The sequence below is a fragment of the Salinivibrio sp. ML198 genome, assembly GCF_001996015.1.
Classification (GTDB): Bacteria; Pseudomonadota; Gammaproteobacteria; order Enterobacterales; family Vibrionaceae; genus Salinivibrio; species Salinivibrio siamensis.
In genome coordinates, this window is the sequence record NZ_MUEZ01000018.1 from 49,123 (window position 1) to 71,194 (window position 22,072).

Consider the following 22,072-nt stretch of genomic DNA (forward strand, 5'->3'; position numbering starts at 1 on the left):
CCCACACAGATTATTAGGTCGCTCGCCATGCATCGCCTACACTTTAAGCAAAGGAATGAGGAGATGCGATCATGCCAGAGCGTAGAAAATTTTCCCGCGTGATGTATCGTGCCCCCGCGATACTCAAGCAAAATGAACAGTCGTGGCACGCACATGTACTCGACCTTTCTTTGAAAGGGGTGCTTTTGTCTCGCCCAGATAATTGGCAAGCCAACCCACAACAGACAACGTTTTCGCTGATCTTTTATCTGCATGACTCTGACGTAGAATTAGACATGGACTGCATTCTCGTCAATAACTGCGAGAATTACCTCCATCTTTATATTGATCACATTGACATTGATAGTGCCAGTCATTTAAAAAGGCTTGTTGAACTTAACGTTGGCAACGATGAGCTCCTTCATCGCGAGCTAGCGCAGTTGACCGACCCTATGACGGAGCCCGAGTCTTAGTTCCGTGTCGTCATGGGCGGTACCAAACGCAGGCCAGCAGTAACCAGTCATGACAGATCACATCCACATCGCCATCTCACACCCAAACGGTGTGAAGCATTATACGCTTTGCCCTACCCGCAAAAAGGTAGTGCAGACGTTGGCGTTGGTATTGTTGGCCGTTCTCACCGTGACCTTCGCCAGCCTCTATTTACTCTCCGAGCGTTCTACTGAAGCTGAAGCCGCCGTTAACCGTTTACGTGAAGAGCGTGCTGCATTGAATAACGAAGTGGCCATGCTGCAACAAAAACGCGATGAGCTGTCACAAACCATCGAAAACAAAGATGTCGAGCTAACCGCTCTCACCCAACGCGTCGTGACGGTAGAAGATATGTTAGGGCTGCAATCGGTGGCCAAAGACGCCTCACTGACCCATCGGCTTGATGTGGCAGCGATTAACTCCGCTGTGCGCTACACCATGCTTCAGCTCATTCCTAATGGTAAACCCATCCAGAGTTATCGGCGCTCCTCCGGTTATGGCTCACGGACGCATCCGGTCACTGGCAAAGAAAAATTCCATATGGGGTTAGACTTAACCGCAGACATCGGCACCCCGGTGTATGCCCCGGCCGATGGCGTGGTGGAATACGTCAGACCCAGCCGTCGCAAAGGCTATGGCAACTTTGTAAAAATAGACCATGCCTTTGGCTTTATGACCCTCTACGCCCACCTTGATAAGTTCAACGTACGCAGTGGGCAATTCGTGAAAAAAGGGGACTTGATTGCTTGGTCAGGCAACACAGGTTTATCCACTGGCCCTCATTTACATTACGAAGTGCGTTTTTTAGGACGGGCGCTTAACCCGCGCCGGTTTATTAAGTGGAGTGCTGAACAGTTTGATACCTTGCTCGAAAACGAGAAGCGCGTCAGTTGGGGACATTTAGTCGCGGTGGTGGAAAACTTGGTCGAAACACAGGTACAAGTCGCCAATATGCCAGACGCTGAGCCGCCACTGAGCACCGCGCAGCAGCGTGAGGCCGATGTACAAACCACTCCGACGAAAGCCTCCATGTAATGGAGGCCGTAGCGCGATGATAAAACCGAGCGTCTTTGTTCGGTTAACTGGCCGTATCATCGCCCACCACTTCGCTATTGGTACTTGCGCTCGACTACAAGTCTTCTAACACATCCAGGGCGTCGGAGAGTTTGCTAACGCCATAAACCGTCATCCCTTCAATACGCTGTTTCGGCAAGTTTGCTTTGGGCACGACTGCTTTTTTAAAGCCATGTTTTGCCGCTTCCATCAGACGTTCTTGCCCACTTGGAACAGGGCGGATCTCCCCGGCTAAACCGACTTCACCAAAGACCACCAGCTCTCTCGGCAGCGGGCGATCCCTAAAGCTCGATATCAGCGCTAACAGCAGGGCAAGATCGGCACTGGTTTCGGTGACTTTAACCCCACCAACCACATTCACAAACACATCTTGGTCAGACATTTGCAGCCCGCCGTGTTTGTGTAAGACGGCCAGAAGTAAGGCAAGACGGTTTTGCTCTAGCCCCACCGCCACCCGGCGTGGATTGGCCAATTGTGAATAGTCGACCAAGGCTTGTAACTCTACCAATAGAGGGCGCGTGCCTTCCCACACCACCATTACCGAGCTACCGGAGGTTTGCTCCTCACCACGTGAAAGGAAAATAGCGGAGGGGTTACTGACCTCTTTTAAACCCTGCCCTGTCATCGCGAACACGCCAAGCTCGTTGACCGCACCAAAGCGGTTTTTATGGCTGCGCAGCGTACGAAAACGGCTATCACTGGAGCCATCGAGCAAAATCGAACAATCAATACAGTGCTCCAGCACCTTGGGGCCAGCCAGTGTGCCATCTTTCGTCACATGCCCCACCATGAAAATCGCCACATTGTGTTGCTTGGCATAACGGGTCAAGGCTGCGGCAGACTCCCGCACCTGCGACACGCTACCGGGCGCGGATTGCACATCCGCGACATGCATCACCTGTATCGAGTCAATCACCATGATTTTCGGTTGTTCTTTTTTGGCCACCTGGCAGATGGTTTCTACGCCCGTTTCTGACAACAGCTTCAAGCGGTCTTTGGCAAGCCCCAACCGATCAGCGCGCATCGCCACTTGCTGTAATGACTCTTCCCCTGTGATGTACAAGGTCGGCAAATGGTGTGCGAGCCCGACCATAGTTTGCAACAGCAAGGTACTTTTCCCCGCGCCTGGGTTACCACCAATCAAAATAGCGGCACCAGGGACGATCCCCCCGCCGAGCACACGATCCAGCTCTTTAAAACCACTGCTCAGGCGTGGCACTTCTTGTAAATCGATATCCTGCAGGGTTTGTACTTGTCCTTCTGCGCTACCTGCATACCCGGCATACTTTTCATTGCGCGCGACCTGGGGCGATGCTGCCAGTCTTACTTCTGTAATGGTATTCCACGCGCCACAGGCTGAGCACTGCCCTTGCCAACGGGGAAAATCCGCGCCACAGTCGTTACATACGTAGGCTCGTTTTGTTTTTGCCATTCGCTCTCCAAGACGTATGATGTCAGCTAATTCACAAAATGATTGCTATCTTATTAATTATTCCGACACTTTTTCCGACGCGTGCCGTTAATATACAAGGACAATACTTTACCAGACTTTGCCATGAAGCAGGATGATTACCAGGGACTGATTGAGCAACTGCTTCCGATGTCCCAAACCCCAAAATTTGAGGTGCTGCTCGATAAGCTAACCGCCAACGAGCCAAGCTCTGCCAAACTTCTGATCAAAATGGAGATCAGACGTTTGATGACGCCATGCAACCGTACCATCGACCTGCGTGGCAAAGTGGATGGTGAGTGTCATCAATACGAGCTCAACGGCAAAAAGCATTGGCTGGATGATGTCGCGATTAACCGCTATTACGAGCGTTTGCCTTTATACAACGGGCAAATGACTCAAGGGTTGTGGGAAGATTTGCACAATACCCCTAATAACTTTCGCGTCAAACACGAACAAGAAAAGCAGACGCAGCAACAAGGAAAAGGCCCAGTCAGTGATAGCGCCCAGGCGGCATTATTACCCGAGAAACTCACCTTTGGACGTTATTTAGCGCGTAGTGAAAGCCGCATCCATTTTGCTACCCAAGTATTAATAACACTGAATACCGGCTATGAGATACATGGGGTCACCAGCGACTTGTCTAACTCAGGCTGCCGAGTACGTGTCCCCGCGGCATTCGATTACCCGCCTAGCGCTGAAGTCATCGTTCGGTTCACAGCACTGGCGCAAAAGTATCAAGACCCCGATCTGGAACAAGGGCTGAGTTATCGCATTATTGGCGTCGATCAAAACAAAGAGTCCACCAGCAGTGCTTGGCTACGCTTACGGCTTGACACCAGCAGTGACGCGATTAAGCAGGCCCTCGATGCAGAAATGGCCTCGCCCGACTTTCGTGGCAAACAAGATGGGGAGGACAAGCTACTCACTCTCAAGCTGCAAAGCTATGAACAATCCTTCTTGCATCACACCAGCGTGCTACCGCTTTACTTTGCGCAAGACAAGTTAGAGTACGTATTACAAACGCGGCAAAATCGAGAGCTATGGGATTACTGGCACGACAGCCGCAATCAACCTGTCATTAATCATATTTTCGATGCACAGCGCTTGTCACTGCTGCAAGTGGAAGGGGCGTCAACCAGCCAGCTATTGTTATATTGCTTTTATGTAGAGAAAAACAAACAGCGTTTTTTCTATTCCGCTTCGCCCAGCGAAATGAGCGAAGATGAGCGCCACCTGTTCTGGCAACTGGGTGCCAAGCGCCATTCATGGCGGGTGTTTAAGGTGACCATGTCAGCCATTAACGCGGGTGACATTGAACGGCTACAAGATGTGTCGCCTGATTGGCTGAATACGCTCAAAACCCTGACTCATGTCGCGTTGGTGCAAGATGTGACTCATACCGAAAGCAAGGAGAGTTATTTAACCCACCCCAAACCGTCGTTATCCAGTCAAGCCTTGCGACGCTTTTTACACCAACGTAATCCAGTTTGTCTTGCCCAGCTCATCTCTTCTGACCGTCAACCACAACGTCGTGAACCACGTTATGCCTATCGCTCTGAGGTATCACTGGTGCATTCAGAACAGGGTGCGCTGAAGGGAAAACTGGTCGATTTTTCCTCGGGTGGGTTGAACCTGAAACTGGCGCAGCCTTTTCAAGGTGCGAAAGATGACTTGGTGTCTGTATCACTCGATGCGTTTGTCAATATTGACCCTCGTGCGCCTCTCGTCGATATGCCGTATCAAGTCATTCGAGTGAGTCCCAAACGAGACAATATCCAACTCAAGCTTACCACTGAAGCGCCCAACACCCGTCGTCGCCAGTACCTTCGCCGCTTGATTGAACACAACCTCGACAAACTGACCGTGCTGGATGAGCGTTTACCCGACCCTCCCTTGGTTTGGGCCATGCACCAATTATTGCTTACGCGCTTAACCGTACAACCCTACTTTATTCGACGCGACAACGGTGTACTCTCGGTGCCCGCAGTGGGTATCAACCTGCCACCCAGCCGTTTGCACCGCTTTCTCGAGCGCGCAGGCGGCGGTCGCCAACTGTCTTTTTATCCGGTGTTCGGAGACAAGATTCTCACCCGCACTCATGAAGTCACTCGCCCCTCGCAGCCTCTTAAAGAGCTGGTGCGCGAATACTTTGTCTGGATAGACATGCAAGATGATAAGGTGCGCGCCGTCCATACCTTTGCCGATAGTGAATTTGAATCAGACGACGCAAGGCGTAAGTTCATCCAGTTGGCGCAAAAAGGCGGCGCATTCGCGGTGCTACGCAATCGGATGACACCGCTAGCCCATGCTGAACAAGATATTGATGCCACGCAGTTATCCACGTTACTCAAACGCGATACCCACAAAGCACGCCAGCTAGAAGACGAATTTGTTGCCTTGTGTGCCTACGGTGAGTTGGTCGATGTGACCGATGAAGTGCTAATGCGCCTGGGACGATAACCGCAGGCGACATACGAATGAATCGGCACGATATCGACCGGGGCAACAGCAAAGAGAGGATGGCACCCAGTGGGTACCACACCGAGTGAGTGCCACACCAAGTGGGTGCCACACCCTTTACCCTATTAGCGTGGCTGCCAACTAATGCGATTTCGAATACTGGCAGAGAGCACGCACAACACACCCCCCAACCACGCATGTTTGACCGCAGCTTGCGCTTTCGCATTCACTTTGGGTTTCGCATGATACGCAATGCCGAGACCCGCAGCGTCCATCATCGCCAAGTCATTGGCGCCATCGCCTACAGCTAACGTGTTCTCTGGGGCGATATCGTACTTTTGTGCCAACATGGTTAACACATCCGCTTTTCGTTGCGCATCCACCACTGCCCCGTCTACCTCGCCGGTGAGTTGACCATCACGGCATCCAAGCTGGTTCGACACGGCATAATCCAAGCCTAATTGTTGTTGAAGATGATCAGAAAAATGGGTGAAACCGCCAGAGGCAATCGCCACATACCAGCCGTGGGCTTTTAAACTGGCCACTAAGCTCGCCATTTCTGGCATCAACGGCAACTGCGCTTTCACTGTCTCAAGTATCGCCGCGTCAGCGCCTTTCAACGCCGCCACGCGTTGACGTAAGCTTGCCTCAAAATCAAGTTCGCCCAACATGGCGCGCTCGGTGACCGCAGACACCGCGTCTCCAACCCCAGCGAGTGCCGCAATCTCATCAATACATTCTATTTCTATCGCGGTGGAGTCCATGTCAAACACCGCCAAACCAGGTCTGCTTAAATCCGGCAGAGCCTGTAAGTCCGCGCAGTCGAGCTTGAGCGCCTCAATCACGGTGCGATGTTCAGCCGTCAATTCACCGCGGATCAATAACACCTCATACGGCCCGACACGCCATCCATCGACGACCTCTAGCGCCTCCCCAGTAAAAAAACGGATATCGTCAAGCTGACGGGGGTCGATGGCTTTAGCAAACACAATCCACCCGCCATGCCGGTGGCGAGAGAAAAACGGCGTGGTGATGGAAGGAAAGCGACAGTAGAGTTGCGGTGAACGGTGAATTGCCAACGGTTTGGCCTTGTCCATGGTCAATATTTTCCTTTCGGTTTCCAAGCAAGCTTGGTGAATGAATCAATCACAATGAGGCTGTGATACCATAAAAACCGTAGTAAGCTCCAGTGCTAATTGACTCTGTTTATCTGGCTTTGAGGAAGGTATGTTTTCAATTTCGCGCAAAACACTACGGCGGGTGACTTGGTGGAGTCTTTTGCTCATGACCATGGGGACTATTGCCGCTTTGATGCTTTACAGCACCACACTCAGCCAGCGTCAGTACCAAGCGCTATACCAGCAAACGGACCAATTAGCCCAGCTAATGACCCGCCAAGTGGGTGTGCAAGCCTATGATGCCTTAGTGGATAAGAATTATCAGCCTTTACAAGCCATGGCTGATGAGCTGGCAACCGAGCCGTTAATTCGCGATGCCAGTTTCTATCAGCTCAACGGCAGCCCTGTCGTGCGCTCAACCAACGCCTTACCGTTGGAAACAGCCGTTGGGTTGACCACTCCGCTGGGGTTGGAAAGCCAAGGACGACAGCAACTGATGACACCAATCAGCCGTGATGGCGACATTGTCGGTTTTCTCCGCCTCACCGTTGAGCATCACTCCGTTATCAATGAAGCCAAAAAGCAGCTGCAATCGAACATGACCGAATTTCGCTTCCTCATCGGCCTCGCACTCCTATTGGGGGCGCTATTGATGGCAATACTCACTCGTCGTTCTGCGCGTTTATCTTGGTAAAACGGCAAATTGGTAAAACGGCAAAGACACGGCGATCAGGGCAATAAACCGAGATAAAAAAAGAGATGGCCGTTCGCCATCTCTTTTTATCTAGGGAAGTGGTCAACGCGTTACAGGAACGACTTCCCGTAATCCATTGGTGATACATCAAAGTATTCCGCCAAGGACTGACCAATATCCGCGAACGTTTCGCGGCGACCGAGTGAGCCCGCTGGCACTTTTTTGCCGTAGACCAGTGCAGGGATATGCTCACGGGTGTGATCAGTACCAGGCCAAGTTGGATCGCAACCATGGTCAGCCGTTAGCAACAGCACATCGTCTTCTTCAAGCATGTCCATGATTTCGGGTAAGCGACGGTCAAAGTACTCCAGTGCCGCGGCATAACCGGCAACGTTGCGGCGGTGGCCGTACGCCGAGTCAAAGTCAACAAAGTTGGTGAAAACCAAGCTATTGTTGCCTGCTTCTTTGATCGCGTCTTTGGTTGCATCAAACAACGCTTCTAGGCCTGTGGCTTTGATTTTCTTGGTGATACCGCAATGCGCGTAAATGTCTGCAATCTTACCAATCGAGATCACATCACCGCCTTTTTCTTCCACCAGCTTTTGTAGCACGGTAGGAGAAGGTGGCTCGACAGACAAGTCACGGCGGTTGCCGGTACGCTCAAACTGACCTTTCGCTGGCCCGATGAAAGGACGGGCGATCACACGACCGATGTTATAGTCTTCCAGTTCCTCGCGCACGATCTGGCACAGCTCATACAGGTTATCTAGCCCGTAGGTTTCCTCATGGCACGCGATTTGGAACACCGAGTCCGCCGAGGTATAGAAAATCGGCTTACCTGTTTTCATGTGCTCTTCGCCCAGATCGTCCAGCACTTGCGTGCCCGATGCATGGCAGTTACCGAGATAGCCAGGTACGCCCGCTCGTTCAACAATGCGATCAAGCAGCGCTTGCGGGAAGCTGTTCGTCAAGTCTGAGAAGTAGCCCCAGTCAAACAAGACAGGCACACCGGCAATTTCCCAGTGACCAGACGGTGTGTCTTTACCAGAAGACAGCTCTTTAGCATGTGCGTAAGCACCGATAATCTCTGCATGTGAATCCAAGCCTTCAGGGAAGTAACCTGACGACTCTTCACACGCTTTACCCAAGCCCAATTTGGTCATGTTAGGCAAAGATAATGGGCCTTGACGATCCGCATTATCCGCTTCGCCTTTCGCACACGCTTGTGCAATGTGGCCCAAGGTGTTTGCACCTTGGTCACCGAATTTGACGGCGTCTTCAGTGGCGCCAATACCAAATGAGTCTAAAACTAATACAATTGCGCGTTTCATGATCGCCTCCATTAGACGTCTTGTAAGCTGATGCGACGATAAACGTCTGGCGTTGCACTCGGCGCCTCATCAGCGACTTTCACTGCGGCTCGCACCGCATTCGCCGCTTGTTGCCATTGCTCTTCAGTCTGAGCATGGAGCATGGCGAGCGGGGTGTGCTCATCCACTTGTTGCCCCAGACGAATCATTTCGTTCAACCCAACGGCATAATCAATTTTATCGCTGGCAACCCGACGGCCGCCACCTATTTCTATAATAGCCATGCCCAATGCCCGTGTATCCATGGCACTGGCAATGCCTGATTGCTCAGCATAGACAGGCTTAATCACGGATGCAGTCGCGAGGTATTGATCCGGCGACTCAACAAAATCTGCCGGGCCACCTAGTCCTGCGATCATCTTGGCAAAACACTCGGCAGCACGACCGCTATCCAGTGCCTGATCCAGTTTTTGTTTTGCTTGATTCACATCGGTTGCCAATCCACTGACCACCAACATGTCGGCGCATAGCGCCATAGTCACATTGTACAAACGTGGGTTACGGTAACGACCGGTCAAAAAGTCAACGGCTTCTTTGACTTCTAAGGCGTTGCCGGCCGACGATGCTAATACTTGGTTCATATCCGTCAACAACGCACTGGTTTTAGTGCCGGCACCGTTTGCCACACCTACAATCGATTTGGCCAATGCCTCTGAATCTTCATACGTCGGCATGAACGCACCCGATCCAACCTTGACGTCCATCACCAAAGCATCCAGGCCTGCGGCCAGCTTTTTAGACAGAATCGACGCGGTGATCAGAGATATGTTGTCGACCGTGGCCGTCACATCGCGGGTGGCATACACACGTTTATCCGCAGGCGCTAATGAGCCGGTTTGCCCAATGATCGCCACACCGGCATCGCGGGTCACATCACCAAACACTTGGTTGCTTGGCATGATGTTATAACCAGGAATGGATTCCAGTTTGTCCAGCGTGCCGCCAGTGTGGCCCAAACCGCGACCTGAGATCATCGGCACATATCCCCCACAGGCGGCAACCATGGGCCCCAGCATCAGTGAGGTGACATCGCCCACCCCACCGGTTGAATGCTTATCAACCACAGGGCCATCAAATTGCATGTGAGACCAATCTAAGGTCATGCCAGAGTCGCGCATCGCACAGGTCAGTGCCACTCGCTCATCCATGGTCATGTCATTAAAGTAAATCGCCATCGCAAACGCGGCAATTTGCCCTTCTGAGACCGACTCATCGGCGACACCTTGAATAAACGCGTAGATTTCTTGTTTGCTCAACGCAAGGTTGTCACGTTTTTTACGAATAATCTCTTGAGGTAAGATCATGCTTCCTCCTTACCGGCAAATGGGCAAGGCCTACCTTGCCCTGGGTATCGATTGACAATCGACAGTTAATAACCGCCTTCAGCTGCTTTTTCACCTTCGCCCAAGGTGTGCAGCAGATTTGCCAGTAAGCTAGAAGCACCAAAACGGTAGTGACGGCTATCAGCCCATTGTTCACCAAGAATACGGTCAGCCATTGCCAAGTATTGCTGTGCGTCTTCAGCGGTACGTACACCGCCCGCAGGTTTAAAGCCAACAGTCTCAGCCACGCCTTTATCGTTAATCACGTTGAGCATGATCTCCGCCGCTTCTGGAGTGGCATTCACCGCCACTTTCCCCGTGGAGGTTTTGATAAAGTCAGCGCCTGCATCAATGGCAATCTCTGAGGCGCGTTTGATCAGTGCTTCACTTTTCAGTTCACCGGTTTCGATGATCACTTTAAGCAATACATCACTGCCACACGCGGCTTTACATTGTTTGACCAGCTCAGCACCTACTTGTTCATCACCTGCAATCAGCGCGCGATACGGGAACACCACATCAACCTCATCGGCGCCGTAAGCGACGGCTGCCTTCGTTTCTGCCACCGCAATATCAATATCATCATTACCGTGAGGGAAGTTCGTCACGGTGGCGATACGCACCTCTGGCGTGCCTTGTTCGCGCAGTGTTTTCTTGGCGATAGGGATAAAGCGCGGATAGATGCAAATCGCTGCAGTATTGCCAACGGCGGTTTTCGCGTTCTGACACAGGCTGATCACCTTTTCATCGGTATCATCATCGTTCAGTGTCGTCAGATCCATCAGTTTTAGTGCGCGTAGGGCCGCGGTTTGTAATTCGTTCATGGGTTATCTCCAGTCCTCATTCTTTTGCCAAACAGGTATAGGGTTGGCCACTGTATTAACAACCGGTTCTGTTTTCCGGTCATTGCTCAGCGGACTTGGCTCCATGAAGTTTGAGGCTGGACATCGCGCCGCCTTCAACCAACCATCCTTGTTGCCGCGTGCAAACACCTATGTGCTTGCGGTTCCGCCGTTGGACGTTTCCGATTGGGCTAGCCACACCTTGTTGCTAACCATGAGAGGAAAATAAGGATTGTGGCGCCAGCAAACTTTGACGGCGTTCACTTATTTTACCAACGCCGTTTCAGCAAAACTAGATTTTACCGTTTATGTTGAAAAATACACTGTTGCGCGGTGGAACCAATCTTTCTAACTGAAAAAACGCGCCACAATCCACTGATAGCCGACGCCGCCCAAATACACCCCGACGATGCCCATCACACCGGATAAAACAGGCGGTGCGGGTATGGGGAGTTTTATCGCGCTAAACAGTACGCCAACCAAAAAACCAGCCACCAAGGCGAGAAGGACTTCCTGCATATCGTTACCTTTTTTGTTCGCTCGTATCTACCTCTGAGTATACACCCCTAGAGGATGTGGGCTGAGCGTATCACGCCAATGGCTGCAATAAAAAAACGCCACACAGGCAGCCTGTGTGGCGTTTTGCTTAACATGATGTGCTATCGCGATAAGACGATTAGCCCGCCAAGGTTAAGGTAACAAATAGACCCGCAATGGTCGCTGCCATCAAGTTAGACAAGGTACCGGCGATCACCGCTTTCACACCGAAGCGTGCAATTTCTGGACGACGGTTTGGCGCGAGACCACCCAAGCCACCTAGCAAGATAGCCACAGACGACAAGTTAGCGAAACCACACAGAGCAAAGGAGATAATCGCTTTGGTTTTCTCTGTCATTTCCATACCTGTTGCCGCAACAACTTGCGCACCTTCACCAAGGTATTGCGTGAAGTTCAGGTAAGCCACGAATTCGTTAACCACGATCTTCTGACCGATGAAAGAGCCTGCGACCACCGCTTCTTCCCATGGCACACCGATAAGGAATGCAAACGGGGCGAACAGGTAACCCAAGATCAGCTCCAGCGTGATGTCTGGGTAACCGAACCAGCCACCGATACCGCCTAGCATGCCGTTAATCAGGGCAATCAAACCAATGAACGCAAGTAGCATAGCACCAACGTTAAGCGCCAGTTGCATACCTGATGAAGCGCCGCCTGCGGCTGCATCAATCACGTTCGCTGGCTTCTCTGCGCCTTCAGCGGTCGCGTCAGCCATCTGCTCGACCGGCTCGTCGGTTTCAGGTTTGATGATTTTCGCAAACAGTAGACCACCTGGTGCGGCCATGAATGATGCCGCAATCAAGTACTCAAGCGGAACACCCATAGAGGCATAACCGGCCAGTACGCCACCAGCAACCGAGGCCAGACCACCACACATGACTGCGAACAGCTCTGACTGTGTCATGCGAGGTACGAATGGACGGATCACCAATGGCGCTTCGGTTTGTCCGACAAAGATGTTAGCGGTTGCTGACATAGACTCGGCACGTGAGGTACCCAGTGCTTTTTGTAGACCACCACCGAGCACGTTGATCACAACCTGCATAATACCCAGGTAGTAAAGCACGCTGATCAGTGATGAGAAGAAGACAATAACTGGCAGAACTTTCAGTGCGAAGACGAAACCGCCACCGCCGAACAATTCAAACATTTTGTCAGAAACCAGCCCACCAAAGATGAAGCTGATCCCTTCGTCACCGTATGCGATGACGTTAGCAACGTATTGTGATGCGCCGTAAAGAATGTCGCGTCCGACATCGACATACAGTACGAAAGCACCGAAAAAGAGTTGGATAGCAAATGCGCCACCCACGGTACGGAGGTTAATGGCTTTGCGGTTATCGGAAAGAAGAACAGCTATCCCTAGCAGTACAACCATCCCGATCACGCTCATCAGCAGGCTCATAGTATTGGCATCCTCAAAGTAAAAAGTTGGCGTCTCGACAAAGTGGAATTTGGTTTCCGGGAGAGATTATACGCATCGCAGTCACATTAAAGTAATATTCCAATCACAGTTCGCTGTAAAACTATTTTGTAATGCATCAATAAGTATGACTTTGATCTAGTTTTGTGAGCTTATGCAACCGCAAACGTTTGTCTTTTGCCCGTTCCCGCTCAATCAAAGCCAAACAATCTTTCAGTGTTGTCTGATGTTTCAGCCACCAGATGATCTCTGTCACAGCTTTTTAACGCTGCCACCACATCAGCAACCCGTGATACCTGAGAGGGTGTGTTCGGTTTTCCTTGAAATCCTGCCAAAGGCATGTCGGGGGCATCGGTTTCAAGGACGAGGTGCTCCAAAGGTAGCTGTGCAATGGCGCGGCGAGTTTTTTGCGCGCGAGAATAGGTGACGGTGCCGCCAACCCCGAGCATCAAACCCGCATCAATAAACTGTTTACCCTGCTGTTCACTGCCACTGAACGCATGTAACACCCCGCGTACGCCTGGGTAGGCTTTAACGGTGCGTAATAATTGGTTATGCGCTTTGCGGCTATGCAGAATAATAGGGAGATCATAGTGGCGTGCGAGCCAAAGCTGCCCCTCCAATAGCGCTTGCTGGCGCTGCTGAGCGGCATCCTGGTTCGCGACAAAAAAGTCGAGCCCGGCTTCTCCGACAGCGACACAGCGCGCAGGACGCGCGGCCAGTGCCTGATCAAGTTTATCTAGGCTGGTGTCAGTGTGAACATCGAGAAAACATGGGTGCAGCCCTAGCCCCGCGTAAACGCCTTGTAAGCGTTCAGTCAACGACAGCACTGCTGACCAGTTACTCTCGCTAACACCGGGGACCACCATCCGCATCACACCGCTTTCGCGTGCCGCCTGCCAGTATCGCTCCGGGGCGTCTCGAAACGGAGAAAAGTCAAAATGGCAATGGGTATCAATCATGCTGAGACGTTTGTGTGGGGGGTGTATTTTCTGAACGCTTGATAGGCACACAGCTTCGGCGGTTATCCTCGCCAAGCCCCATTCGCTGACACCAGGCATCGTAACGTGCCACCCAACGTTTAATACGCGCAATCATCATTATTGGCATCCTTGCTTTGTAAACCTTATGCCATTAAAAAGCCGTCTGGTTACAGACGGCAGTATAGCATGGGGGCGCACTTGGAGAGCGTTATCTTTCCCTGGTTCGTGTTTTTCGCCACACGGGGGTGACTCAGTCTTCGCCCTCTACCGATTAGTGTTCGCGGGTCGCTCTGAGATCAATATCCGGGAAGCGCTCTTGCGTAAGGTTCAGGTTAACCATGGTCGGCGCAATGTACGTCAAGTTGTCGCCACCATCCAAAGCCAAGTTCGCTTGGTTTTTACGCTGAAATTCGTCCAGCTTCTTCTCATCCTTGCACTCCACCCAACGCGCGGTGGCCACATTAATCGGCTCATACAAGGCATCCACGTTGTATTCGGCTTTCAAGCGAGCCACCACCATATCGAACTGGAGGACACCAACCGCTCCGACAATTAAGTCGTTCGATTGCAACGGACGGAACACCTGTACCGCACCTTCCTCAGACAGCTGAATCAAACCTTTAAGCAGCTGCTTTTGACGCAATGGATCTTTGAGGCGGATCCGACGGAAAAGCTCTGGGGCAAAATTCGGGATCCCCGCAAATTTCAGATCTTCTCCTTGCGTAAAGGTATCACCAATTTGAATGGTGCCATGGTTGTGCAAACCAATAATGTCGCCAGCAAACGCATCTTCAGCCCGTGACCGATCCCCTGCCATAAAGGTCACCGCATCGGAAATATTTACTTGCTTACCTAAACGTACATGGCGCAGTTTCATTCCTTGCTGATACTTGCCGGAAACAATGCGCATAAACGCGATCCGGTCACGGTGACGTGGGTCCATATTGGCTTGAATTTTAAACACAAATCCCGAGAACTTCTCCTCGTCAGCCTTGACCTCACGGTCATGGGTCGGGCGCGCCATGGGCTTGGGTGCCCACTCAGTCAAGCCATCCAGCATATGATCCACACCGAAGTTACCCAGTGCGGTACCGAAGAAAACAGGCGTGAGTTCACCGCTTAAAAACAGCTCATGGTCGAACGCATGAGACGCGCCCATCACCAGTTCCAGCTCATCACGCAAATCTTGCGCAATGTCTGCACCGATCGCATCATCCAATTCAGGATTATCCAAGCCTTTGATGATACGTGCTTCCTGGATGGTATGGCCTTGGCCAGATTGATATAGAATGCTTTCGTCACGATGAATGTGATACACACCTTGGAAACCTTTCCCGCAACCAATCGGCCAAGATACCGGCGCACACGCAATATTGAGCTCACTTTCTACTTCATCAAGCAGCTCCATTGGGTCGCGGATATCACGGTCAAGTTTGTTCATGAAGGTGATGATCGGAGTATCACGTAAACGGGTGACTTCCATCAGCTTACGGGTACGATCCTCGACACCTTTCGCCGCATCAATCACCATTAAACACGAATCGACAGCAGTCAGTGTCCGGTACGTATCTTCCGAAAAGTCTTCGTGCCCTGGGGTATCAAGCAGGTTCACTAAGCAGTCGTTGTAAGGAAACTGCATCACCGAGGTGGTGACAGAGATACCACGCTCTTTTTCCATGTCCATCCAATCAGACTTCGCATGTTGGTTAGAGCCACGCCCTTTCACGGTGCCTGCCGTTTGAATGGCACGTCCGAATAACAGCACCTTCTCGGTGATGGTGGTTTTACCCGCATCTGGGTGCGAGATAATCGCAAACGTGCGGCGTTTATCAACTTCCTGTTGCAGCAGTGTATTTGACATAGCAGGTTATCTTCTTGTTGGCTTCAGGCGGCAATCAGGCGCCAGCTGAGGAGGTCATTCACAAAGGTGGCGTATTTTCGCTGATCTTGTAGTCAGCTTCAATTCACAAATCTGACTTCGCCGTGTTATCTGCATCCTTTAGGGTCAATATTGCTTGCCAAACACATCACAAATGTTGCCATTTGACCGCCTCGTGGTGTCGTTATCGGCCAAGCACGTGTATAATTAGCGCCACTTTCAGCTGTAACACAGTCAACAACGTCGACCATAAGGTCGCGACTATTGACAGCATACCGCCCACGAAGGCCAAACACCCGCGCAGCGTGCTGTCATTAGTCGCGATGGTGAGCAGCTGAAAGCCAACACTTAGTGAGATAAACCAACGGGTTTATCCCTTAGCAACAAGGAAATAATCTGTGAATCCAATCGTAAAAACATTCCAATACGGCAATCATACAGTGACATTGGAAACAGGCGTGATGGCACGTCAGGCCAATGGTGCTGTCATGGTCAGCATGGACGATACCTCGGTATTCGTTTCTGTCGTCGGTAAAAAAGAAGCGGCTGAAGGCCAAAGTTTCTTCCCACTGACAGTCAACTACCAAGAGCGTACCTACGCCGCAGGTAAAATCCCAGGTGGTTTTTTCAAGCGCGAAGGCCGCCCTTCTGAGTCAGAAACACTGACCGCACGTCTGATTGACCGCCCTATCCGTCCGCTATTCCCGGACTCGTTCAAAAACGAAGTACAGGTCATCGCAACCGTCGTATCTGTTAACCCAGCGGTTAGCCCTGATATCGTTGCCATGCTGGGTACCTCGGCAGCACTGGCCATCTCAGGCATCCCATTCAACGGCCCTATCGGCTCTGCACGCGTCGGCTACATCAATGATGAACTCGTGCTTAACCCAAGCCCAGCAGAGCTAGACGAGAGTAAACTTGACCTCGTTGTGGCCGGGACTGAAGGTGCGGTGCTGATGGTAGAGTCTGAAGCTGACCGCCTAAGCGAAGAGCAAATGCTGCAAGCTGTGATGTTTGGTCATGAGCAACAGCAAACCGCGATCAACGCAATCAAAGAATTTGCCGCCGAAGTGGGAACGCCTACTTGGGATTGGCAAGCGCCGGAAGTTAACGCTGCGCTACAAACCCGTGTGGCTGAAATGGCACAAGGTCCACTGGCTCAGGCATACCAAATCACTGAAAAAATGGCCCGTTACGAGCAAATTGGTCAGGTGAAGCAGGAAGTGGTGGCTGCACTACTCGGCGAAGACGAGACCTTGGATGAACGTGAAATCCTAGGCATGCTTGGCGACCTGGAAAAGAAAGTCGTGCGTAGCCGTATCATTGCGGGTGAACCCCGTATTGATGGCCGTGAAAAAGACATGGTTCGTGCCCTCGACGTACGTACGGGCGTATTACCACGTACTCACGGCAGCGCCTTGTTTACCCGTGGTGAAACACAAGCATTGGTCACCGCCACACTCGGTACTCAGCGTGACGCGCAAACCATCGACTCGATCATGGGTGAGCGCCAAGAAGGCTTCATGCTGCACTACAACTTCCCTCCTTACTGTGTCGGTGAAACCGGTTTTGTTGGCTCGCCAAAGCGCCGCGAAATCGGCCATGGTCGCCTAGCGAAGCGCGGTATTGCAGCGGTTCTACCAAGCCAAGATGAATTCCCATACACACTGCGTGTGGTATCTGAGATCACAGAATCCAACGGCTCTTCCTCAATGGCTTCTGTCTGCGGCACCTCCTTGGCGCTGATGGATGCCGGTGTACCGGTGAAAAAATCAGTGGCCGGTATCGCCATGGGTCTGGTGAAAGAAGACAACGATTTCGTTGTGCTTTCTGACATCTTGGGTGATGAAGATCACTTAGGTGACATGGACTTTAAAGTGGCCGGGACGGATGACGGTGTCACTGCGTTGCAGATGGACATCAAAATCGAAGGGATCACTAAAGAGATCATGCAAATCGCATTGAACCAAGCTAAAGGCGCACGTTTACACATCCTGGATGTGATGGACCAAGCCATCGGCTCGGCACGCGACGATATCTCTGAGTTCGCGCCTCGTATCCACACCATGAGCATCAACCCAGATAAGATCCGCGATGTCATTGGTAAAGGTGGCGCCGTGATCCGTCAGCTTACCGAAGAAACTGGCACCACCATTGAAATCGACGACAACGGCACAGTGAAAATTGCGGCCACTGACGGTGAAGCCGCCAAAGATGCCATTTCACGCATCGAAGCACTCACTGCAGAAGTCGAGGTGGGCCGTATCTATACCGGTAAGGTTCAGCGTATCGTTGACTTCGGTGCCTTCGTCTCAGTGATTGGCGGCAAAGATGGTCTGGTTCACATTTCTCAAATCGCTGATCAACGCGTTGAGAAGGTGTCTGATTATCTCGAAATCGGCCAAGAAGTGGACGTGAAAGTGCTGGAAGTTGACCGTCAAGGTCGTATCCGCTTGAGCATGAAAGAAGCGGCGGCAGAAAAAGCTCCCGCTGCTGACGCTGCGCCAGCAGAAGAAGCACCAAGCACTGACGCTTAGAGTCATATCGTCATTCATGGTATAAAGGGGGCTGAGGCCCCCTTTTTTTTACACGGAGATGCGCCTTCATGACCTTTTTTATTCAGCCACGGGCGGTGTTTTACAAGCCTCTGGCGATACTGGCGCTGTTACTATTAACAGGCTGCACCAGCCAGTGGACATTTCCTCCTATGGCCGTCCCTTTACAGCCTACCCTGCAGCAGGAAGTGCACCTAGCACGGATTGATCAGCTGCTTGCGCGCAATGATTTGAGTGACGACGCACGCGCCCAATTGCATTATGAGCGTGGGCTGATGCACGACAGCTTGGGGATGCGCGATTTGGCACGATTGGACTTTAACCAGTCTCTCTCACTAAAGCCGGATCAACCTGATGTGTTCAATATTCTTGGGGTCTATTTTACTCAAAACGGCCACTATGATGCTGCCTACGAGGCCTTTGACTCGACGTTAGAGCTGGATAATAGCCACAGCTATGCCGCGCGTAATCGTGGGATCGCCTTGTACTACGGCGGTCGCTATCGCCTGGCCCATCAAGACTTACTCCATCACTACCAAGAAGATCGCGACGATCCTTATCGCCTCATTTGGCTTTATTTAGTGGAACGCGATTGGAAGGGGGAAACCAAGGCGCAACAAGCGCTGGCAACGCGAAAAGCGAATGCAGAAGCTTCGGGTTGGGGTTGGCAGCTTGTCGATATGTACCTCGGTAAGCTCAGTGAGCGTGAGCTGCTGGAGCAACTTGCCTCGCAAGGTGAAGACAATGAACTGCTAGCAGAACGTTTATGTGAAGCTTACTTTTACCTTGCTAAACGCTATCAATTCCAGGGCGACAACGATCGCGCCGTGGCATTGTATAAGCTTGCCATGTCGGGCAACGTGTATGAGTTTGTCGAACACCGCTATGCGTTACTTGAGCTCAACCGACTCGCCTACCGTCGACCATAGCGCCTCACTCGATAGCGCCTCAAGCATAAAAATAGAGCAGGTTCACTGCTCTATTTTTGATCATGAGTAATACCAACAGGTATCCGGTTAGCTTGTCTGCGCACTGGGCGCCAAGGCCTGTGGTGGTTGCTTGTGGGGCTTACTTTTCAGCAATAGCTTTTCAAACTCATGCTTAGGCATGGGCGAATGAAAATAATACCCTTGAATCGTGTCACAGTGCAGGTTAGTGAGCACTGACGCCTGCTGACGGGTTTCGACCCCCTCTGCCACCACGGTCATTTCCATGGCTCGGCCGAGATGAATAATGCTTTCCACCAGCGTCACCTGTTTACTCAAGGCATCCATATCGTGAATAAACGCACGGTCAATCTTAAGCTCATCAAGCGGAAAACGGGCAAGGTAAGACAAGGATGAGTAGCCGGTGCCAAAATCGTCAATCGAGAGGGCGAAGCCCAGTGATTTTATCGCATTGAGCATATTCAGCGCATGCTCATCGTTTTTCATCACCGCGCTTTCCGTTAGCTCAAAAGTAATATCTTCTGGTTTCGCCCCCGTGGCTTTAATCAGCTTTTCCATGTGCTCGGTCAGCTTGGGGCTGCTAAATTGCTCTGGCGATAAGTTAATCGCTACCCGTCCCGGCAATATGCCTTGTTGACGCCAGCGACGCACGTTTTGGAAGACCTCGCGCATCACATGACGGCCGAGCGCTTCAATCAGTCCGCAGCGCTCTGCGACCGGAATAAAACGCCCAGGACTGATATAGCCCTCAACTGGGTGTTTCCAACGCACTAAGGCTTCAGCACCGTTGATACGATAATCACTGGCACTGACCTTAGGTTGATACCACACTTCCAGGCCGTTATTTTGTAAGGCCTTTTGTAGCTCGATTTCCAACCACAGGCGCATCCGTGCCTCTTTACTCATGCTGTCATGATAGGCGACCACACGGTTTCGACCTTGCTCTTTAGCCTCATACATCGCGGTATCCGCATTTTGCAGCAGCTGGCGGGCGTCTTTTCCATCGTTGGGATAACGCACCATCCCCACTGAACACGCCAAGTACTTACTAAAATAATGCAATTCAAAAGGCTGACTAATGGCCCCGACCACTTTGTCAGCCAACTGATCAGGCGCATCTTCCGTTGCAGGCTTAGGAAGCAACACCGCAAACTCGTCACCGCCTAAGTGGCCAATGATAGTATCTGCCGAGAGCAAGGCGCGTAAGCGCTGAGCAATATCCTGAAGCACACGATCGCCGACATGGTGTCCGAGAGAGTCATTGATATTTTTAAAATTATCGACATCAAGGTACAACATGGCCAATGGCGTTTGTGCTTTTATTAGCCTATCCAGCTCTCGACTGAAGCCGTAGCGGTTATATAGACCTGTTAATGCATCCGTATAAGCGGATTGTTGCTCACCGACTTTGCTGACATCCTCTTTTTCAGTGGGTTTTAGGCGCTTAACCGACGAGTCAGTGATTGTCGGCTGTAGGCGCAGCATATGCGCTTTTTTGCCCAAAAGGTGGATCGGTGATTGGCACACGGTCAGCGGCACGCTGTTTTTTGCACTCACCACCGACACACCTTGCCCATGGGGCGCACGCAATAGGCTGTCAATAGTGGTGGTCGTTGCCTCTGCCACCACAAGATAGTCTGATAAAGGTTCACCCATCAGCGCGTCGATACTACCGACGCCCAGTAGCCCAGCCGCCGCAGGGTTCGCTGATAATATACAGCCATCTTCAACCACGCAGCAGCCGTCATCGATAAGTTGACTAAGATGGTGGTATTTTTCCTCCGCCTCTTCGAGCGCACTGGCTAATACTTGGCGTTCGGATGTATCTGCGGCATGAAAGATCACGCAGGGCTTACCACTTTCATCAGCGACATTTGGTAATGGTGCAACACTGAAGTGAAAGCTAGCACTATGATAGTTGTCAGTAAGAAGCACCTCTCCCTCGGCGCATTCACCCCGTCTGGCTTTGTCATAATGCGGTTTGACCGACTGATAAAACGCCTCGCCTAGGGTATCGATATCGGATAACCCCTTTAACGACGGCAAGGCCAAGCCAGACAGCTCGCTGTAGCGTTGGTTGGCGTAAAGATAGCAATCATTGCTGTCGAGAATGGCAAAAAGAAACGGACTGTTATCGGTTAAGCAGTAGAACCAATCATTTAACGACGATATTGGCATGAAAAGCTCACATCTGGGAATCACTCTCGACCATCTCATTGTCGAGACAAGCGTCTCATATATTAGACACTTTTAACTTTGTTGTCAGTAGCACTTTATGAGGCACGCGTCATGGGTTCAAGCTTTTATCACTATATACCGCATATTTTACTGTAAAAATAGATAAAGGACTCAAAATCAGCAAACAGGGGAGACTGTGTCGCCATATTGCACAATTTGCTGACTATTTATGCATTTAGCTGCGTAAGCATCAAACACAAACGACAGTCACCTCTTGCACGGGATCGGGAATCCGTTATTCTGGCTACACCATTTAATAACCACTACCTCTGTGATGATGATTCGTACAGAAGCGCCCGCCGACCTGGTTCGACTAGACGGTTGGTGGCGAGAGACGCTAATGCGCCCCATGCAAGCCGATCAGCTCCAACAGCTGCGCGAAACGGGGCAGATCTCGCTTTCTCTCCTTGCAACTGATGATATGGGAGAGATATTAGGGCACATTGCCATCACCGACGCTCAAACCGCCAATAACACCCAAGAAATTACGTTATGGCATAGCCCAGATGCAGACTTGGTGATGCCACTGTTAGACGAGGCTGAGTCTACTTTGTTTGAACTGGGCTATAGCCTGTTAAAAATTGCGCCCAGTGACGTTGCCGAAAAGGCAGAATTTGCCCCCTTAGACCCGGATGATACTTGGTGGTATAAACAACTCGCCGCCGCGACTTCAACGTAAGAGTCA

The 22,072-nt window shown here is 51.4% G+C and carries 18 protein-coding genes; 7 read left to right on the plus strand and 11 right to left on the minus strand.

Annotation, left to right across the window (positions count from 1 at the left end; translation table 11 throughout):
• Positions 1–71 precede the first annotated feature (71 nt).
• Positions 72–452, plus strand: a complete 381-nt coding sequence (locus BZG25_RS12790; RefSeq protein WP_046075147.1) for a PilZ domain-containing protein — start codon at positions 72–74, stop codon at positions 450–452.
• Positions 453–501: 49 nt separating this feature from the next.
• Entirely contained in the window at positions 502–1,506 is a 1,005-nt protein-coding gene (locus BZG25_RS12795; protein ID WP_046075146.1) for a M23 family metallopeptidase, read from the plus strand.
• A gap of 94 nt (positions 1,507–1,600) precedes the next feature.
• Here BZG25_RS12795 and radA read toward each other — a convergent pair whose 3' ends face one another.
• Entirely contained in the window at positions 1,601–2,977 is a 1,377-nt protein-coding gene (gene radA, locus BZG25_RS12800) for a DNA repair protein RadA (protein WP_046075145.1), read from the minus strand.
• A 123-nt stretch (positions 2,978–3,100) separates the two neighbouring features.
• Here radA and BZG25_RS12805 point away from each other — a divergent pair, with 123 nt between their 5' ends.
• Positions 3,101–5,458: a PilZ domain-containing protein gene (locus BZG25_RS12805; protein ID WP_077639201.1), complete on the plus strand. Its 2,358-nt coding sequence runs from the start codon at positions 3,101–3,103 to the stop codon at positions 5,456–5,458.
• A gap of 125 nt (positions 5,459–5,583) precedes the next feature.
• Here the strand turns inward: BZG25_RS12805 and serB are convergent, their stop codons facing one another.
• Entirely contained in the window at positions 5,584–6,555 is a 972-nt protein-coding gene (gene serB, locus BZG25_RS12810) for a phosphoserine phosphatase (protein WP_077639202.1), read from the minus strand.
• A gap of 130 nt (positions 6,556–6,685) precedes the next feature.
• Here serB and BZG25_RS12815 point away from each other — a divergent pair, with 130 nt between their 5' ends.
• Positions 6,686–7,270 carry an AhpA/YtjB family protein gene (locus tag BZG25_RS12815; protein ID WP_077578328.1) on the plus strand — a complete coding sequence of 195 codons (585 nt, stop codon included), beginning with the start codon at positions 6,686–6,688 and terminating at the stop codon, positions 7,268–7,270.
• 110 nt (positions 7,271–7,380) lie between these two features.
• Here the strand turns inward: BZG25_RS12815 and BZG25_RS12820 are convergent, their stop codons facing one another.
• From BZG25_RS12820 to prfC, 8 genes are all read right to left on the minus strand, one after another.
• Positions 7,381–8,601 carry a phosphopentomutase gene (locus tag BZG25_RS12820; protein WP_077606454.1) on the minus strand — a complete coding sequence of 407 codons (1,221 nt, stop codon included), beginning with the start codon at positions 8,599–8,601 and terminating at the stop codon, positions 7,381–7,383.
• A gap of 11 nt (positions 8,602–8,612) precedes the next feature.
• Complete coding sequence (gene deoA, locus BZG25_RS12825) at positions 8,613–9,944, minus strand: thymidine phosphorylase (protein WP_046075140.1); 1,332 nt, start codon at positions 9,942–9,944, stop codon at positions 8,613–8,615.
• A gap of 65 nt (positions 9,945–10,009) precedes the next feature.
• Positions 10,010–10,786: a deoxyribose-phosphate aldolase gene (gene deoC / locus BZG25_RS12830; protein ID WP_046075139.1), complete on the minus strand. Its 777-nt coding sequence runs from the start codon at positions 10,784–10,786 to the stop codon at positions 10,010–10,012.
• Positions 10,787–11,152: 366 nt separating this feature from the next.
• Positions 11,153–11,323 (minus strand): XapX domain-containing protein, encoded by a 171-nt coding sequence (locus BZG25_RS12835; RefSeq protein ID WP_046075138.1) that lies wholly within the window; start codon positions 11,321–11,323, stop codon positions 11,153–11,155.
• 157 nt (positions 11,324–11,480) lie between these two features.
• Positions 11,481–12,767, minus strand: coding sequence for a NupC/NupG family nucleoside CNT transporter (locus tag BZG25_RS12840; protein ID WP_046075137.1), 1,287 nt, complete (start codon positions 12,765–12,767; stop codon positions 11,481–11,483).
• 209 nt (positions 12,768–12,976) lie between these two features.
• Complete coding sequence (locus BZG25_RS12845) at positions 12,977–13,747, minus strand: TatD family hydrolase (protein ID WP_077639203.1); 771 nt, start codon at positions 13,745–13,747, stop codon at positions 12,977–12,979.
• Positions 13,740–13,886 carry a hypothetical protein gene (locus BZG25_RS15990; RefSeq protein ID WP_158010268.1) on the minus strand — a complete coding sequence of 49 codons (147 nt, stop codon included), beginning with the start codon at positions 13,884–13,886 and terminating at the stop codon, positions 13,740–13,742. The genes BZG25_RS12845 and BZG25_RS15990 overlap by 8 nt, the downstream gene beginning before the upstream one ends.
• Before the next feature lie 153 nt (positions 13,887–14,039).
• Positions 14,040–15,629 (minus strand): peptide chain release factor 3, encoded by a 1,590-nt coding sequence (gene prfC / locus BZG25_RS12850; protein WP_046075135.1) that lies wholly within the window; start codon positions 15,627–15,629, stop codon positions 14,040–14,042.
• Positions 15,630–16,045: 416 nt separating this feature from the next.
• Between prfC and pnp the strand changes: the two genes are divergently transcribed.
• Together pnp and nlpI are read left to right on the plus strand one after the other, a co-directional pair.
• Entirely contained in the window at positions 16,046–18,184 is a 2,139-nt protein-coding gene (pnp, locus tag BZG25_RS12855; RefSeq protein WP_077578323.1) for a polyribonucleotide nucleotidyltransferase, read from the plus strand.
• Between the two features lie 68 nt (positions 18,185–18,252).
• Positions 18,253–19,131, plus strand: coding sequence for a lipoprotein NlpI (nlpI, locus tag BZG25_RS12860; protein WP_046075133.1), 879 nt, complete (start codon positions 18,253–18,255; stop codon positions 19,129–19,131).
• Positions 19,132–19,218: 87 nt separating this feature from the next.
• Here the strand turns inward: nlpI and BZG25_RS12865 are convergent, their stop codons facing one another.
• On the minus strand, positions 19,219–21,327 hold the full coding sequence (locus tag BZG25_RS12865) for a bifunctional diguanylate cyclase/phosphodiesterase (protein WP_077639204.1): 2,109 nt from the start codon (positions 21,325–21,327) through the stop codon (positions 19,219–19,221).
• A 334-nt stretch (positions 21,328–21,661) separates the two neighbouring features.
• Between BZG25_RS12865 and BZG25_RS12870 the strand changes: the two genes are divergently transcribed.
• Positions 21,662–22,066, plus strand: coding sequence for a GNAT family N-acetyltransferase (locus tag BZG25_RS12870; RefSeq protein ID WP_131825923.1), 405 nt, complete (start codon positions 21,662–21,664; stop codon positions 22,064–22,066).
• Positions 22,067–22,072 lie beyond the last annotated feature (6 nt).